This is a genomic window from Streptosporangium sp. NPDC005286, assembly GCF_040607515.1.
In the GTDB taxonomy this organism is placed as follows: domain Bacteria; phylum Actinomycetota; class Actinomycetes; order Streptosporangiales; family Streptosporangiaceae; genus Streptosporangium.
The window spans coordinates 138,410-153,640 of record NZ_JBEXGU010000001.1 but is presented as its reverse complement, the minus strand read 5'-3'; the positions used below and the strand labels follow the sequence as shown (position 1 = coordinate 153,640).

The 15,231-nt window shown below is 70.7% G+C and carries 13 protein-coding genes; 5 read left to right on the top strand and 8 right to left on the bottom strand.

Going from position 1 to position 15,231, the window contains the following annotated elements:
- The first annotated feature begins 165 nt into the window (after positions 1 to 165).
- A complete protein-coding gene (locus ABZU75_RS00700) occupies positions 166 to 2,082 on the top strand; it encodes a hypothetical protein (protein ID WP_355547561.1) in 1,917 nt (638 codons plus the stop codon).
- Between the two features lie 100 nt (positions 2,083 to 2,182).
- Here the strand turns inward: ABZU75_RS00700 and ABZU75_RS00695 are convergent, their stop codons facing one another.
- Positions 2,183 to 2,743: a hypothetical protein gene (locus ABZU75_RS00695; RefSeq protein ID WP_355547558.1), complete on the bottom strand. Its 561-nt coding sequence runs from the start codon at positions 2,741 to 2,743 to the stop codon at positions 2,183 to 2,185.
- A gap of 119 nt (positions 2,744 to 2,862) precedes the next feature.
- A complete protein-coding gene (locus ABZU75_RS00690; RefSeq protein ID WP_355547555.1) occupies positions 2,863 to 4,254 on the bottom strand; it encodes an LCP family protein in 1,392 nt (463 codons plus the stop codon).
- 227 nt (positions 4,255 to 4,481) lie between these two features.
- Here ABZU75_RS00690 and ABZU75_RS00685 point away from each other — a divergent pair, with 227 nt between their 5' ends.
- Positions 4,482 to 5,390, top strand: coding sequence for a hypothetical protein (locus tag ABZU75_RS00685; RefSeq protein WP_355547552.1), 909 nt, complete (start codon positions 4,482 to 4,484; stop codon positions 5,388 to 5,390).
- On the opposite strand, the gene ABZU75_RS00680 is transcribed toward ABZU75_RS00685, so the two are convergent.
- The 5 genes from ABZU75_RS00680 to ABZU75_RS00660 are packed head-to-tail and all read right to left on the bottom strand — an operon-like array spanning position 5,345 to position 10,628.
- A complete protein-coding gene (locus ABZU75_RS00680; RefSeq protein ID WP_355547549.1) occupies positions 5,345 to 6,325 on the bottom strand; it encodes an NAD(P)-dependent oxidoreductase in 981 nt (326 codons plus the stop codon). The two genes, ABZU75_RS00685 and ABZU75_RS00680, sit on opposite strands and share 46 nt — an antisense overlap.
- Positions 6,318 to 7,823, bottom strand: a complete 1,506-nt coding sequence (locus ABZU75_RS00675) for a class I adenylate-forming enzyme family protein (protein WP_355547546.1) — start codon at positions 7,821 to 7,823, stop codon at positions 6,318 to 6,320. Before ABZU75_RS00675 ends, ABZU75_RS00680 begins: the two co-directional genes overlap by 8 nt.
- Positions 7,820 to 8,941, bottom strand: coding sequence for a cytochrome P450 (locus tag ABZU75_RS00670; RefSeq protein ID WP_350952972.1), 1,122 nt, complete (start codon positions 8,939 to 8,941; stop codon positions 7,820 to 7,822). The genes ABZU75_RS00675 and ABZU75_RS00670 overlap by 4 nt, the downstream gene beginning before the upstream one ends.
- On the bottom strand, positions 8,938 to 9,669 hold the full coding sequence (locus ABZU75_RS00665) for a glycosyltransferase (protein ID WP_350952970.1): 732 nt from the start codon (positions 9,667 to 9,669) through the stop codon (positions 8,938 to 8,940). The genes ABZU75_RS00670 and ABZU75_RS00665 overlap by 4 nt, the downstream gene beginning before the upstream one ends.
- Complete coding sequence (locus ABZU75_RS00660; protein ID WP_355547541.1) at positions 9,669 to 10,628, bottom strand: ketoacyl-ACP synthase III; 960 nt, start codon at positions 10,626 to 10,628, stop codon at positions 9,669 to 9,671. The genes ABZU75_RS00665 and ABZU75_RS00660 overlap by 1 nt, the downstream gene beginning before the upstream one ends.
- Before the next feature lie 148 nt (positions 10,629 to 10,776).
- Between ABZU75_RS00660 and ABZU75_RS00655 the strand changes: the two genes are divergently transcribed.
- The 3 genes from ABZU75_RS00655 (at position 10,777) to ABZU75_RS00645 (ending at position 14,229) form a co-directional block, all read left to right on the top strand.
- Complete coding sequence (locus ABZU75_RS00655) at positions 10,777 to 12,216, top strand: MFS transporter (RefSeq protein ID WP_355547538.1); 1,440 nt, start codon at positions 10,777 to 10,779, stop codon at positions 12,214 to 12,216.
- 90 nt (positions 12,217 to 12,306) lie between these two features.
- Positions 12,307 to 12,687 carry a metalloregulator ArsR/SmtB family transcription factor gene (locus tag ABZU75_RS00650; RefSeq protein ID WP_350913531.1) on the top strand — a complete coding sequence of 127 codons (381 nt, stop codon included), beginning with the start codon at positions 12,307 to 12,309 and terminating at the stop codon, positions 12,685 to 12,687.
- 189 nt (positions 12,688 to 12,876) lie between these two features.
- On the top strand, positions 12,877 to 14,229 hold the full coding sequence (locus ABZU75_RS00645; protein ID WP_355547534.1) for an extracellular solute-binding protein: 1,353 nt from the start codon (positions 12,877 to 12,879) through the stop codon (positions 14,227 to 14,229).
- Here the strand turns inward: ABZU75_RS00645 and ABZU75_RS00640 are convergent.
- Complete coding sequence (locus tag ABZU75_RS00640; protein WP_355547531.1) at positions 14,215 to 15,210, bottom strand: helix-turn-helix domain-containing protein; 996 nt, start codon at positions 15,208 to 15,210, stop codon at positions 14,215 to 14,217. The genes ABZU75_RS00645 and ABZU75_RS00640 overlap by 15 nt on opposite strands.
- Positions 15,211 to 15,231: the final 21 nt, after the last annotated feature.

The following is a 15,231-nucleotide window of genomic DNA, read 5'->3' as shown; positions in this document are numbered from 1 at the left end:
CTTCGCTCCCTCCTGTACGGACTCGGCGACGGCCTTGGGTACGGGTAGGGCAGATGTTTGCCGTCGACTCCGGTGAGACCCCGGCCGCCCGGGTATCCCACCCCGAGTCGGTTGATCTTGAGCCCCCCGGCGGGATCGTGGACAAGGGGTCAGCAAGGGGCTTTGGTGATAGGTACCGATACCCGGTCACGTCGCGTTTCCGAGCGGCGAGCCGACGGATTCGCCGCGTGGGGGGTCGCGCTCGCGATGCTCGCGACGCCGCTGGTCGTGTCCGCCCCGCCCCGGAACGGGACGGAGACGCCGCCGTCCCACCCGGCCACCGTGACGTCTCCGCATCGATCGGAGGCCGGCGAGAGAGCCCTGTCCGCTCAGGTGGAGGCGGCGGGGGCGGGGGCCGGGGCCACCAGGACGGTCTCGTCTGTTCCCGCCAAGTCCGGCGGGAGGTCCTTGCCCGCTCCGGCGGAGGTGGAGGAGGCGGGGGTCGAGATCACCAAGACGGCCTCGCCCGTCCTCGCCAGGCCCGGGCAGAAGATCACCTACACCGTCGAACTGCGCAACACCGGTGACGACGACCGGCCGGACTTCACCTTCACCGACGACCTGTCGGGCGTGCTCGACGACGCGGACTTCGACCACGACGAGTCGGCCACCTCGGGGACGGTCTCCTTCGCCGAGTCCAGGGTGACCTGGTCGGGGGATGTGGCCGCCGGTCAGACGGTGACGGTCAGCTACGGAGTCACGGTGAACGACCCTCCGGCGGGGGACCTGCGGCTCTCCGGCGAACTGGTCGGTGGCGAGGGCTCCAACTGCGAGGCCGGTTCCACCGATCCCGCCTGCGGCAACCTCGACGCGCCCGGCCTGCCGCTGCTGTACGTCCTCATGACCGCGGACCGGGAGACGGTCGATCCCGGCGAGGTGGTCGCGTACACGGTCACCGTCGGCAATGTCGGCACCGCCGCCTATCAGGGGGCCGCGCTCACCGGGGAACTCTCCCGGGTGCTCGACGACGCGATCTACAACGGCGACGCGCGGGCCACGGATGGAACCGTCTCGTACGGCGCGTCGAAGCTGGCCTGGACCGGCGACATCCCGGCGGGCGAGACGGTCACGATCACCTACAGCGTGACCGTGAACACCCCCGACACCGGGGACCGGGTGCTGGACAGCGCCGTCCAGGCTCGTGGGGGCGGGACGAACTGCCCCGGCCCGGCGCCGGGACCGGCCAAGCTTGGTGAGCCCGTTCCCGGGGCGAGCCTCGGCTGTGCGCAGCGGGTCGCGGTGGAGGGTGTGACGATCGGCAGGACGCTCACGCCGGAGGAGCCCGGGGCGGGTGACACCGTGACCTACACGATCACGGTCACCAACCCGGGGCGGATCGCGTACCCCGGAGCCCGCCTCACGGACGATCTGTCGGGGGTGCTCGACGACGCGGTGTTCGGCGATGTGGAGGCCTCCTCGGGCACCGTCAGCTACGCCGAGCCGGTGCTCGACTGGCGGGGTGACATTCCGGCGGAGTCCGCGGTGACGATCACCTACCGCGTCACGGTGGGCGACCCTCCCCCGGGCGACTCCATGCTGCGCGACGAGGTGGTGGGAGTGAAGCCCGAGTCCAACTGCTCCGCGGGGTCGACCGATCCTGACTGCGGGACGGAGCCGGTGAGGATGGCCCCGGCCCCGGCCCCGGCCCCGGCCCCGGCACCGGCGCCGGCGTCGGAGGCCGGCCCCGGCCCGGAACCGGGGGCCGTCACCGATCATGTACCGGAGTCGGCGCCGGTCCCCGGCCGGGAACCGGTGTCGCCGCCCGCTTCCGATCTGGTGCCGATCCCCTCGCCCGTCCGGACCTCGTCGCCCGCCCGGATCCCTTCGCCCGCGCGGGTGCCTGAGCCGTCTTCCGCGCCGTCGTACGGGTCGGCCTGGGAACGGCCCCTGCCGATCCCCTGTCCCGTCGGCGGGCCCTGCGCGGGACCGGGCCGTCCCGCGCTGCCGTTCACGGGCCTGCCGCTCGGACCGGTCCTGGCGGGGTTCCTGCTCCTCGGCCTCGGCCTGGCCCCGCGGCTGTGTCGCCGGCGCGGGACGCCCTGATGCTCCGTTCCTCAACGGAGGTCGCGAACGCGCGACCGGGAGGCTGAGGCCGTCAGGACGGTCTCCGATGAGGAACGCCGGACCAGGACTCTCGCGCGGGTCAGGCCGGCTGGGCCCGGCGGCGACGGCGACGGAGCAGGAACCCGGCGGTGGCCAGCCCGGCCGCGGCGGCGGAGGCCAGTGAGATCGGCAGGACCCAGTCGGTCGTCTCCGGCGAAGCCACGGTGTTGACGTCCGTGGCGCAGACCAGCACGGGGCCGGCCGCGCTCCTGCGGGCGCAGGCGGTCGTCGCCAGGTCCCGCACCTGCGCCCCCGCGACCGCGCCGACCCGGGCGCTCAGGTGGACGACGGTCTCCTTCCTGGGCAGGACGTTCACGGTCCACGCCACCTTGCCCTGCTCCGCGCGGCCTCCGGCGTCGGCCTTCACGAAGGTCATCGACGGCGGCAGGGACTGCACCAGGAGGATGTGCCTCAACCGGGTGGTTCCCTGGTTGTTGATACGGAGCGTGTACGTGTTCTCCGCGCCGGGAGTGGTGTCCCTCGTCCCGTCGTCGAGGGAGATGGAGAGCGAGGGGACCGGATCATCCCAGGCCGGCTGCCATCCAGCAGCGGGTACGGCGACCGCGGTGAGCAGGCTCAGGCTGGCCAGGCGGCGTTTCATCCTCTTACCTCCATGGTGACTCTAAGTAATCACTCCATAACAGCATTCCGGCACTCGTGGGCGCTCTCAACGCGCCGGGTGTGTCGCTCATCAGCCGTTACCCGCTGGTCTGCCGTCCGTCAGTCGCAGGCGGAGTCGAGGACGACGGCGCTCGCCCCCGCGCGCTCCCCGGCGTTCCTGCCGCGGTTCCCCGTCGGCACGGCGGGCACGGCGGCGTCGGCCCCGGCGGGCGGGGCCGCCAGGGTGGCGGTGACCTCACGCCTGATCAGGTGGTAGTCGGGCGCACCCGTATAGATCAGCGGGGGCACGAACTGGAGGCTCCTGATCCTGGAGTTCTTCACCTTCTCCGAAAGCTCGACCAGGTCGGGCAGTAGCTGCCGCGGTATGTCGGTGGAGATCGCCTCGACGGTGGCGGTGGCCAGCCTCTCGAAGCTCTTGAACACCGTCACCGGGTCGGCCTGCTTGGCGACGGCGTTCAGCAGGCATTTCTGGCGGCTCATCCGTACGTAGTCGTCGCTGAAGGTGCGGGACCTGCCGTACCAGAGCGCCTCCTCGCCCGAGAGTTTCCGCCGGCCCGCCTCGATCCGGCCCTCGTTCTGCCTGCCGTACACGATGGGGTCCTTGATGCGGATCCGCACGCCGCCCATTGCATCGACGATTTCCACGAAACCCCTCATGTCAACCATCGCGTAATAGGAGATGTCGAGTCCGAGGATGCCGCTGATCGTCCTTTTCAGCAGCGAGGGGCCGCGGTGTCTCTTGCCCAGCTTCGGGGCCATTTCCGGGTAGTCCTCGGCGTACTGGTAGACCTCGTTGAGCATGCCCGGTGTGTAGGGCGGCTCGCCTTCGAAGCCGAAGGGGAATCGCTCGCGGGCCGGGCCCGGCGGCATCGGGACTTTCTCCAGATTCCTCGGCAGGCCGAAAAGCACGGTTTCGCCGGTCCGGGTGTCGACGCTGGCCACGGTCATGCTGTCGGTGCGCACGCCGACCCGGTTGGCCGCCGCGTCCGCGCCGATGAGCAGGATGTTGATCCGCTCCATACCCTTCCACGGGTCCGTCGGCATCGGCGTGATGCTCTCCGCGAACACCGAGGTCACCACGCTCTGGGAGACGTAGGCCAGCCGAGCCACATAGATCATCGGAGCGGTCACCAGCACGCACAGCAGGCCGACGGCGGCGGTTGAGAGGTACTGGGCCCCGGGCGATGACGACTCCGGCCGCACCAGCAGGTAGGAGTGTATGACCACGGCCACCGCCACGGCGGCCAGCAACATCGCGGCGAGCGCGAAGGCCCAGAGCCAGGCGGGCTGTACGGCGAGGGCGAGCAGGGCGGGCCCCGCGGTCAGCACGGCGATCGCGGCGGCTCCGGCGAGGGTCAGCTCGATGCCCATCAGAAAGGCGCCCGTCAGGCGGCGGCCCGCCCAGACATGGGCCAGGCCCCACAGAACGGCCGAGCCCAGTGTCAGTGCCAGACTCGATCCGACGCCTGTCCGCCCCGTGTTATCGGCCATAGCCCTACATCTCCTGTCCGTCACCCCAATACGTCGCAGGTTAGTAACGGTTTCCAGTTGAATGGGCTATGTGGTTGTTCGACGCGCTGAGGGTGGTCGGTCAAGGTTTGTAAACCAGATCGCGCCGTCGGGATGACGCTGACCTCCAAGTTATGGTCAAAAAGGACACGTAATCGATTTTGACTGGCAAACGAGGGGATTTCCAGGTAAAGCGGTTAGGAGGTCCCGTGCGTAAAATGATCAGCTCGATTTTGATCGCGCTCGGCTGCCTTCTCGCGCCCCTTACCCTCGTGGCGTTCTGGACGGCGAACGAGGTGGCGGACCCCGGCGGCTACCTCAGGAACATGGCGCCGCTGGCCCGCCACCCGGACGTAAGGGACGCGGTCACCGGTCGCGTCGCCGACGAGATCACCCTGAGGTTGCGCGAGCTGGGTGTCGCGGCCGAGGAGGGGCTTGTCCACAACGCGGTGGGGGATCAGGTCGACGATGACTTCGTCACCGCCTGGGTGGAGACCAACAGGCTGGCGCACCGCCGGTTCGTCGCGGTCCTGAGCGCGGATTCCGGCATACCAAGCAGCATCGGCTACGACCTCGCCCCGATGTACGAACTGGTCAAACACCGGCTGCGGAGCGGCGGTCTGGAAGCCGCCTCCCGCCTGCCCAGGACACATCCCGTCGCCGAGGTGCTCCCCGCCTCCGCCGTGGCCAAAATCGACCACATCCATGACAGGCTGATCTCACTGAGGTGGGTCCTGGCGGGTACGTCACCGGCTCTGATCGCCGCCGGGGTCTTCCTGGCCCGCGACCGGTGCACCGCACTGATCGGTGCCGGTATCGGCATGGCCGGGAGCATGTTCACGCTGGCGATCGCCATGTCCGCGCTACGTAACATCTACCTGCCGGACTCCACCAGCCCCGGCGGCCTGCCGGTCGCCGCCGTGCTCGTGATATTCGACGCGCTGACCGCCTTCCTGAGAAACGGTCTGCGCGTGCTCTTCACGCTCGGCCTGCTCATGGCGGGGGTGGTCTTCGTCGCCAGGAACGGGCTCATCCGTTACCAGGCCGCCGCCGCCATGTTCGAATCCCGCGCTCACCAGTCGGAGGAGCCGACGAACGACGTCGCCGACGGCCGGTAGCCGAGGCGGGCGCGCGCCGCGGTGATGTCGAGGGTCCGCTCGACGGCCAGGTGGCCCGCGGCGTAGCGCGTCAGCCGGGGCGGGTGCGGGCGTCGGAGCAGCCGGAAGGCGGCCTCGGCGACGGCCGCGACGGGGTCGACCAGCTTCAGGGGCAGATAGTACGGTTCGGCGTCGACGCCGCGTTCCGCGAGGATCGAGCGCAGGGCGTCGTCGAGTATGACGGGTTCGGCGTCGGTCACGTTGAAGACACCGTGGTCGACGGGGCCCGCGGCGGCGAGCAGACAGGCCAGGACCAGGTTGTCCACCGAGGTCAGGCTGATCCGCTGGCGCCCGTCGCCCACCGCGAGAAGCCTGCCACCCCTGATCGCGCCGAGGACTCGGGGAAGCAGCGTGGTGTCCCCCCTGCCGTAGACCGCGTGCGGTCGCAGGATGACCGCCCGCTCCAGACACCTCTCCGCGGCGGCCTTCGAGGCGCCGTAGGCGCTCGCGTACCGCCCGACCGGGGCGGCCTCCTCGGTGGCCATCACGGTCGGCAGGAACGGGTCGTAGACGCTCGCCGTGCTGACGTGCACGAACCTGGCGCCGGGGAAGGCCGCGGCCGCGTTGCGGGTGCCGTCGACATTGGCCGCCCAGATGTCGCGCGCCGGCCCCCAGTCCGTGACGCTCCCGGCACAGTGGATCACCGCGTCCACCTCCCGCGGTTCCGGTCGCCCGCCGAGGAGATCCCACGGTGTGTACGGCGCGTGGCCGACGTGCCCGCCGTCCACTCCGGACCGCCTGCCGAAGGCGAACACCGTCCAGCCCTCCGCCACGGCCGCCCGGCAGACCGCGCCTCCCACGAACCCCGAGGCCCCCGTCACCGCGACCCGCAACGCCCTGCCGCCCGGCCCGGGATCGGTGCCGGCCCGATGCGGGCGGTCCCGATGCTCAGTCACGGCGGGCGACCAGGTCCCGCAGGGCGGCCCGGTCGAGCTTGTCGGCCCGCCCCGAGCGGGGAAAGGCGTCGAGTGGCTCGATCCGGTCGGGCAGGGCCGCCGAGTCCACGATTTCGGGGAGTGCCCCGCGCAGCAGGCCCTCGTCGTAGCCGCCGGTGGGCACGACGGCCAGCACGACCTCCTCGTCCCCGGTGTCGGGGTCGGCGAGTCCGACGATCGCGGCCTCGGCCACCCCGGGCAGCGCCGCGATGCCGGACTCGTACAGGCCCGGATAGATGTTGACGCCGTCGCGGAGGATCATGTCCTTCTTCCGGCCGAGCAGTACCAGCCGACCGGCGTCGAGCCGGACCAGGTCGCCGGTGGCGATCTCGCGCAACGGCTCCTCACCGAGGTAGCACCGCGCGAGGTGGGGCCCCGAGACGAACAGCTCACCGTCCTCGGCGATCCGGACGCCGACACCGGGCAGCGGTGCCCCGAGCAGGTCCCCCTCGGCCTGGGCCAGCTTCTCCCGCGCCGACGCGATGGCGATGGGGAGCGCCTCGGTCATCGCGTAGACGGACAGCACCTCGGGGCCGGCCTCGATCGCGCGCCGGAGCACGCCCGGCGGGGCGGGGGCGGCGCCGAGCAGGAGGTAGCGGAGGGTTCCGGGAAGTCTGGGGGTCTGGCGCAGCAGCCTGTCCAGGTGCACCGGCACGGCGAAGGTGTGGGTGGCCCGCCTCGCGGCCAGCTCGGCGGCGAGGTCCCCGCCTCCGGGCAGTGACCAGGTCGCCCCGGCCAGCAGGGCGGGGAGGCCGAGCATCAGCTGGTCGGTGTGCACGATGTCGCCGGGGCCGAGCGGGAACACGCTTCTGAACATCTCCAGCCCGGTCGCGAGCGATCTTCGGGTGTGCACCACCCCTCGCGGGCGCGCCGTGGTCCCGGAGGTGAAGATCACCGCCGCCGGCTGGTCCGGGTCGGATCGGTACGCCCGCGGCCCGGACGGGCCGGACGGCGATCGGAGGATCCCAGGCAGCCGCAGCGCCCCTCGGGGAACCCCCGGCAGCCACGGGCCGGTGTACAGGTGGCGGACGGGCCGGCCGGGAAGCGGATCGGCGAGGTTCGGCAGGAGCAGGCCGCGGCGGCGGGCCAGGCTCCTGAGCGGGCCGCTCAGCGTGTAGAGCAGGGACTCGCTGATCACCCACGCGGGCCGGGTCGCGGCCATGCGGGCCGCGAGCACGTCGGGCGCCAGCCCGGGGTCCGCGAGGACGAGCGTCCCGCCCGCCGCGACCGCCCCCAGCGCCAGCGTCACCGCGTCCACCCCGGGCCGCACCGCGAACAGCACCCCGTCCCCGGGCCGCATCCCGTCCTCAGGTGACGGTCCGCCCATCGCGTCGCGGACCGCCGACACCCGGCGGGCGAGCTCACCGTAGGTGATCTCGCGGCCTCGGCCGTCGACGATGGCGGTCCGTCCCGGCTCCCGCCCGGCGATGGCCATGATCCCGTTGATGATGTCGTTCATGTGGCACTGACCCACAGGTGCTCGTAGGTGGGAATGAGGACCCCTCTGGCCGCGCGCCGTCGCAGGACGCGTACCCGGTGGGAGAGCAGGACGGAGGCCACCGCCCGGATCTCCGCCAGGGCCAGCGGGTAGCCGATGCAGAAGTGCGGGCCCGCGCCGAACCAGAGCCTGCGCAGCTCGGGCGGGTGGGGGCGGGAGGGATCGAACGGGCCGTACGCCCTGGCGCAGTTGTGGGTGACGATCAGCACCCGGTCACCGGGGCGCACCGCGGCCTTGCCGACGCGCGCGGCGGTGGACACCGAGCGGAGCATCAGCGGGGTCGGCGTGGTGACCCGCATGGCCTCCTCGATGATCCGGTCCAGGTCGTCCACCGGGGTCCGGTGGTCGTGCAGGAGGGCGAAGAGCCGGGGGACGAACGTGGCGACCGTCTCGGTACCGGTCAGGAAGAACGCCCCGGCCGCTCCCCTGGCCTCGGCGGGCGAGAGCCCCTGTGCCCGCATCCGGCCCATCACCGTGGACTCGTCGGCGGCCTCATAGGCGGCCTGCGCGATGTCCCCGATCCGGTCCAGCACCTGCCGGGCGGCCGCCACCTGCCGATCCGACAGCCGCCGCGAGCGGAGCGAGACCATCGAGACGACCCGCTCCCCGTCCGCGAACAGCTCCCTGGCCCGAGCCTCGGAGACCTCGCCCAGCCCGATCACCCGGCAGATCACCGCTCCGGCCATCAGCCGCATGGCGTCCACCAGGTCGACCGCCTCGCCGCGTCCCAGCCGCGCCGAGAGGTCGTCGAGCGGCCCGCGGAGCACGTCGTCCACCAGCGCCGAGACGTACCCGGGGGTGAACAGCGGCATCAGCTTCCTGCGCAGCGCGAGGTGGCCCGCTCCCTCCATGTTGAGCAGCACGGAGGGGCCGAGCACGGGCGTCCACAGGTCGCCGGGCGATCCGGGACCGTCCTTGCGGAACCGCTCGTCCATCAGCACGGCCCGCGCGACGGTGGCGTCGTTGACCACGACGCCCAGCCCGGGAACCCGCACCACCGGCCCGAGTCTGGCCAGCAGTCGCAGGAGCGGGTAGGCGAAGGGATGCGCGGCCAGGTAGAGCCGCGTCTCGTGGTTCACCGGACGTCGATCACTTCTGGGCGGTAGTGGTGGTCGGCATACCAGGCGAGGGTGCCCGCGAGGCCGTACGCCCTGAGCCTGCGCACGGAGCCGAAGACCACCACGTCGCGGCGCGAGCCGTACGCGGCGGTGAGCATGCGCACCCGGTTGACCAGGGCGCGGTCCTCGTGGACCTCCTCGATCGCGGTCCTGGGGAAACCGCCCGCGCGGTCGTAGAGCTCCGCGGTGATGGCCAGGGTGGCGCCGGGCATCATCACGTACGGCCCCAGGTAGCGCGGGTCCCTGTTGCCGGGCCGAAAGCGCCCGAAGGTGGCCGCCACCTCCACCACGAACGGGATGAGGTGCCGCTCCCAGAACTTCAGCCGGAACTCGTCGGTCCGGGGGCGCAACTGGCCGCCGACCATCTCCAGCCCGTCGCCGAAGGCCCGCCGGATGTTGCGCACCCAGTCGGGGCGGGGCAGGCAGTCGGCGTCGGTCCTGGCCAGATGGGTCGCCCCGTGCGCGATGGCGTGGCGCATGCCGGTGTCGGAGGCGGCGCCCGTGCCCTTCCGGGTCTCGACGATCACCTGGACACCGTGCCGCCGGACGATCTCGGCGGTGCCGTCGGTGCTCGCGTTGTCCACCACGAGCAGTGTGAAGTCCCGGTCGTCCTGCTCGGCCAGCGCCCTCAGCGTCGCCTCGATGCCGTGGGCCTCGTTGTAGGCAGGGATGATCACCCAGAGGTCCATCACATCTCCGCCAGGATCACGCCGGTACTGATCCCGCCGCCCAGCCCGAGCAGCGCCACCCGGTCGCCAGGCCGCCAGCCGCCCAGCGCGAGCTGGAGCGGCAGCGTGGTCGAGGCGCAGTTGCCGTGCTCGGGCAGACTGACCACGAGCCGGTCGGCGGGGATGCCGAGCACCTGGGCCAGGAAGCGCAGGTAGGGCAGCGCCACCTGGTGTACCGCCACGATGGCGAAGTCGTCCCAGGTCAGGCCGGTGCGCTTGAGCGCGTTGAGGAAGATGTCCGGGCCGATCATCTCGAACGCCTCCTTCAACCTGCGCCCGTCGCCGCGGAAGTAGGAGTATTCGGGGTCGCGAGGATGCGCCGAACCGCCTCCCGGCAGGGTGCCGATCGCCCACGCCGTGGAGTCGGCCGCGAAGTCGCGGTAGAAAATGCCGCGTTCCATATCGGCGGCGACCATGACCGCGGCTCCGGTGTCCGACATCGTGTAGCCCGCGAAGGAGTCGACGAACTGCGCGCGATCCCTGACCCGCCAGCGGATCGCCCGTGAAGGGATCTCGCCCGAGCAGACCAGCACCTTGCGGTGCGCCCCGGACAGGATCAGCGCCTCGGCGATCTGGATCCCGTTGAGCATACTGTTGCAGGCGTTCTTGATGTCGAACACCGGGCAGGAGAGTCCCAGCTTGGCCGCCACGATGTGCGCGGTGGCGGGCTCGACCATGTCCTGCGAGGCCGACGCGAAGACGAGCAGGTCGACGCCTGAGTGGTCGAGGCCGCGGGCCGCCTCGGCGGCCAGGTCCGAGGCCTGCTGGTCATCGCGGGCCACATGGCGCCGTCGGACTCCCGTCAGCCTCTCGACGACGCCTCCGTAGGGCACGTAGCCCTCGATCCGCCGCTCCACGTCCGCGCTGGACATGGTCCGTTCCGGCAGATACGTCGCGACGCCCGTGATCCGGGCTTTCATTGATCTCCCTAAACAGGATTAAGTCTCCCCATGCTCGCGCAATGTATCGAAAAGGTGGGGATTTGTCCTGATCGTGCAGCTGAGGACCAATGAAACGGCGCGTCTCACACCGGCATAAGCCGGTTATGCGGGGGTAACCGCTCCTGTCGTGAGCGACGTTCAGACGGGGACCGTGACCACGAAGGTTCCCGCGAGGTTGGACCGGCTGCCGTGGTCACGATGGCACTGGATGATCGTCGTCGGCCTCGGCACCGTCTGGATCCTCGACGGCCTCGAAGTGACGATCATCGGAAACCTCTCCGCCCAGCTGGCCAAGGAGGGTAGCGGCCTGGCGATCACCCAGGCCCAGGTCGCAGGGCAGGCCGCGGCCCTCTACGTGGCGGGGGCGTGTCTCGGGGCGCTGTTCTTCGGCTGGCTCACCGACAGGTTCGGCCGGAAGAAGATGTTCATCATCACGATGGCCGTCTACCTGGTCGCCACCGCCGCGACGGCGTTCTCCTTCTCCGTCTGGTGGTTCTTCCTGTTCCGGTTCCTGACCGGTTTCGGCATCGGCGGCGAGTACGCGGCCGTCAACTCGGCCATCGACGAGCTCATCCCGAGCCGCCATCGCGGCAGGATCGACATCATCATCAACGGCAGCTACTGGCTCGGCGCCGCCGGAGGCGCGCTGCTGACCGTGCCGCTGCTCGACAACCTCCCGCTGAACATCGGCTGGCGTGTCGCCTTCGGGATGGGGGTGGTGCTCGGCCTGGCCATCCTGCTGGTCCGCAGACACGTGCCGGAGAGCCCTCGCTGGCTGTTCATCCACGGCCGCGACCGGGAGGCCGAGAGGCTGGTCGACGAGGTGGAGAAGCGGATCGAGCGCGAGGAGGGCATCCCGCTCGACGAGCCCTCGCGGTCGATGACCATCCACCAGCGCACGTCGATCGGCTTCGGGCGGATCGCGCACACCATGGTCGCCCGCTACCCCAAGCGCACGGTCCTCGGCCTGGCGCTCTTCATCGGTCAGGCGTTCCTCTACAACGCCATCACCTTCGGGTACGCACAGATCCTGTCGACCTTCTTCGGCATCGTCACCCACACCGGCTACTACTTCGCGGTCATCGCGGTCGGCAACTTCCTCGGCCCGCTCCTGCTCGGGCGGTTGTTCGACACGGTCGGCCGCATCCCCATGATCTCCGGCACCTATATCGGGTCCGGGGTGCTCCTTCTCGGCACGGCCTGGCTGTTCGACCAGGGGGTGCTGACCGCGGTCACGCTCACCGCCTGCTGGTGCGTCGTGCTCTTCTTCGCCTCCGCCGGGGCGAGCGCGGCCTACCTGACGGTCAGCGAGATCTTCCCGATGGAGACCCGGGCCATGGCGATCGCGTTCTTCTACGCGATCGGCACCTTCGCCGGTGGCGTGTCCGGACCGCTGGTCTTCGCCAACCTGGTCAAGAGCGGCAGACCCGGTGACACGGCGCTGGCCTTCTGTATCGGCGCGACCCTCATGATCATCGCAGGGCTGGTGGAGCTCTTCCTCGGGGTCAAGGCCGAGGGCAGGAGCCTGGAGGACATCGCCCAGCCACTGAGCGCCAAGCAGGACTGACCGTCCCGCCGGGCTCGCGGGACCCGCCGCCGTCCGGGCGACTTGGTACGATAGTCGTTATCATTTGAGTATCTGTTCAGGAGTTCGCCCATGGAAGTCGTCGCCGGTCTGGACGCGTGCGTGACCGTGGAGCCCGACGAGGCCAGGGTGGCGGCGACACGGGATCGCCTTGTCACCCCGAGCGAGGCGGCCCGGCTCGCCGACCTGTTCAGGCTGCTGGGCGACCAGACCCGCGCGCAGCTGCTGTACGCGCTGCTCGAGGCCGGTGAGCTGTGCGTCTGCGATCTCGCCGAGACCGTCGAGGTCAGCGACACCGCCGTGTCGCACGCCCTGAGGCTGCTGCGGACGGCGGGCATCGTGGCCAATCGCCGGTCCGGCCGGATGATCTACTACCGTCTCGCCGACGCCCACGTCAGGATGCTCCTCGACCTCAGTCGCGAGCACCTCCGTCACGAGATCGTCGAGGGCTGAGAGCCGCCCGTCCGGTTGTCGCCGGGATTCGCCGCGCGGTTACACGGCACGGTTGAGGGGCGCAGCGGGGTTTTAGCGGCCGTCGTCGCGGCAGATGAGCACATAAGATCTTTTTTCACGATCTACACCATGATTGGACTCGCCGGGCTGAACACCGTCACCCGCACCGTGATCCTTTTGGAGGTATGCATGCGTGGTACAGCTCGCGTGTTCGCCATGACCGCAGCCCTCGCCCTGGGGCTGACCGCCTGCGGTGCCGGCGGGGCGGCCGAGGGCGGGAAACCGGCCGAGCAGTCCGTTTCCAAGCCCACGGAGAAGCCGACCGAGAAGCCCGCGGGGCCCGTCACCCTGAAGTACTGGACCTTCTCCCCGCCCGAGGCCGGGCTGAAGGCGGCGCTCGCCGCCTTCGAGGAGGCGAATCCCGGTATCAAGGTCGACCTGCGCACCTTCGGTGAGGCCGACTACCGCAAGCGGCTGCCCAAGGCACTCGACGGCGGCGAGGCGCTCGACGTCGTCGGCATCCACATCCCGACCATGACCGGCGCGGTCAAGAACCGGCTCCGTCCGGTCGCCGACTGGAAGGACGAGATCTCCGGCGACCTGCTCGGGGAACTCGACCCGGTCGCGGTCAAGCAGACGGAGCAGGTCGCCAAGGACGGCACGCTCTACTCGGTCCCGATGGGATCCACCGCCGGCGCGGTCATGTACTACGACGCGGCTCTCCTGTCCGAGCTCGGGGAGTCCTTCCCCAAGACGGTCGCCGATCTCGAGTCCATCGTCATGCGGGTCAGGAAGGAGATCCCCGACCTCCAGCCGATCGTCTTCTCCGGCGAGCCGCGCCGGCAGGAGGAACTGCTGTTCACCATCGCCGGCCAGACCCACCCGACCCTCTCCGACGACCTGCTGGCCGGCGGAAAGTCGTGGAAGAGCGCCGAGATGGTCTCGGCCCTGACCGCCTATGGGGCGATGTTCGACAGGGGCATACTGGCGAGGTCCACGCTGGCCCTCAGGGGCGACGGCCCGGCCGAGCTCTTCCGCTCCGGCAAGGCGCTGTTCCTGGTGGACGGCTCAGGCCAGAGCTCGATGCTGTCCACGTCCTACCGCAGGACCGGCAAGTTCTCCGTCAAGAAGATCGGCGCCGGCCCCTTTCCCCCCCTCCTGCCGGGCGCCAGGCCGGCCGTCCGTAGCACGGCCGAGGTGGGCCTGGCCGTCCCCAGGAAGTCCGGGCACGTGGCCGAGGCGGCCACGCTGATCGAATTCCTGACCGTGGGCGACGGCGTCTCCAGCTGGGCCGGAGACCTGACGATGGCCCCCGCGGCTGCGGACTTCAAGGTGGAATCGTCGGTCTTCGCCACCCCGGAGGGTAAGGACGGCTACGCCGCGCTCCAGGAACTCATCCGGGGCGGCGGCTCGCTGAACGTCCCCGACGAGGTGTTCCTGGAGCGCGCGGAGGGCGATGTGATCCTCGATGTCGCCCACGGCAGGATCACCCCGGAGAAGGCGGCGGCCCGCCTGCAGGAGGAGTGGTCACGCAGCCGGTGACGGCTCCGAACCCGGTGCGGCCTCCACGGGCCGGAACGTGCGGCGGTAGGCCAACGGCGAGACGCCGACGGCCACCTGCAGGTGCTGGCGGAGCGAGGCCGCGGTGCCGAACCCGGCCCGCAGGGCGATGCCGTCCACCGGCAGGTCGCTGCTCTCCAGGAGCTGCCGGGCCAGCTCCACCCGCTGCAGGATGAGCCACTGTCCGGGGCTGAGGCCCACCTCGTCGCGGAAGCGCCGGGTGAAGGTACGGCGGCTCATCCGGGCGTGGGCGGCCAGCTCGCTGAGGGGGAGCGGCTTGTGCAGCCGTTCCAGCGCCCAGGCCCTGGTCGCCGCGGTGGTCGTGGCGGTCGGCGCGGGAAGCGGGCGCTCGATGAACTGGGCCTGGCCGCCGTCGCGCCACGGCGGCACGACGCATCGCCTGGCCACCCGGTTGGCCACCTCGGTGCCGTGGTCGCGCCGGACGATGTGCAGGCAGAGGTCGATCCCCGCGGCCACTCCGGCGGAGGTGAGCACATCCCCGTCGTCCACGAACAGTACGTCCGGGTTGACCCTGACCTGGGGAAACAGCTTCTGGAAGTGCTCGGTGTGGCTCCAGTGGGTGGTCGCGGGGCGGCCGTCGAGCAGTCCGGCCGCCGCGAGCACGTAGGCGGCGGTGCAGATCGAGACCAGGCGGGTGCCCGGCCGGATGAGCGCGATCGCGTCGGCCATGGGCCTGGTGAGCCGTCCCTCGGTGGAGACGGGGCCGAGCGCGTGGGTGGCGGGGATCACCACGGTGTCCGCGCCGGCCAGGGCCTCGGCTCCGTGGTCCACCGCGATCGAGAAGTCGGCGTCGGTGCGTACCGGGGCGCCGTCGACGGTGCAGGTGAGCACCTCGTAGAGCCGCTCGCCCTCGGGGCTCCTGGCGATACCGAAGATGCGCGGCGGGATGCCCAGCTCGAAGGGGATCACACCGTCCATGGCGAATATGACGACCCTGTGCATGGCCTGATTCTCACATATGGC

Excerpts from the sequence above, each read along its gene's own strand:
- ABZU75_RS00690 (WP_355547555.1), bottom strand. The coding sequence starts at position 4,254 with ATGGCCGATAACACGGGGCGGACAGGCGTCGGATCGAGTCTGGCACTG.
- ABZU75_RS00675 (WP_355547546.1), bottom strand. The coding sequence starts at position 7,823 with ATGAACGACATCATCAACGGGATCATGGCCATCGCCGGGCGGGAGCCG.
- ABZU75_RS00665 (WP_350952970.1), bottom strand. The coding sequence starts at position 9,669 with ATGGACCTCTGGGTGATCATCCCTGCCTACAACGAGGCCCACGGCATC.
- ABZU75_RS00640 (WP_355547531.1), bottom strand. The coding sequence starts at position 15,210 with ATGCACAGGGTCGTCATATTCGCCATGGACGGTGTGATCCCCTTCGAG.
- ABZU75_RS00645 (WP_355547534.1), top strand. The coding sequence starts at position 12,877 with ATGCGTGGTACAGCTCGCGTGTTCGCCATGACCGCAGCCCTCGCCCTG.
- ABZU75_RS00695 (WP_355547558.1), bottom strand. The coding sequence starts at position 2,743 with ATGAAACGCCGCCTGGCCAGCCTGAGCCTGCTCACCGCGGTCGCCGTA.
- ABZU75_RS00650 (WP_350913531.1), top strand. The coding sequence starts at position 12,307 with ATGGAAGTCGTCGCCGGTCTGGACGCGTGCGTGACCGTGGAGCCCGAC.
- ABZU75_RS00660 (WP_355547541.1), bottom strand. The coding sequence starts at position 10,628 with ATGAAAGCCCGGATCACGGGCGTCGCGACGTATCTGCCGGAACGGACC.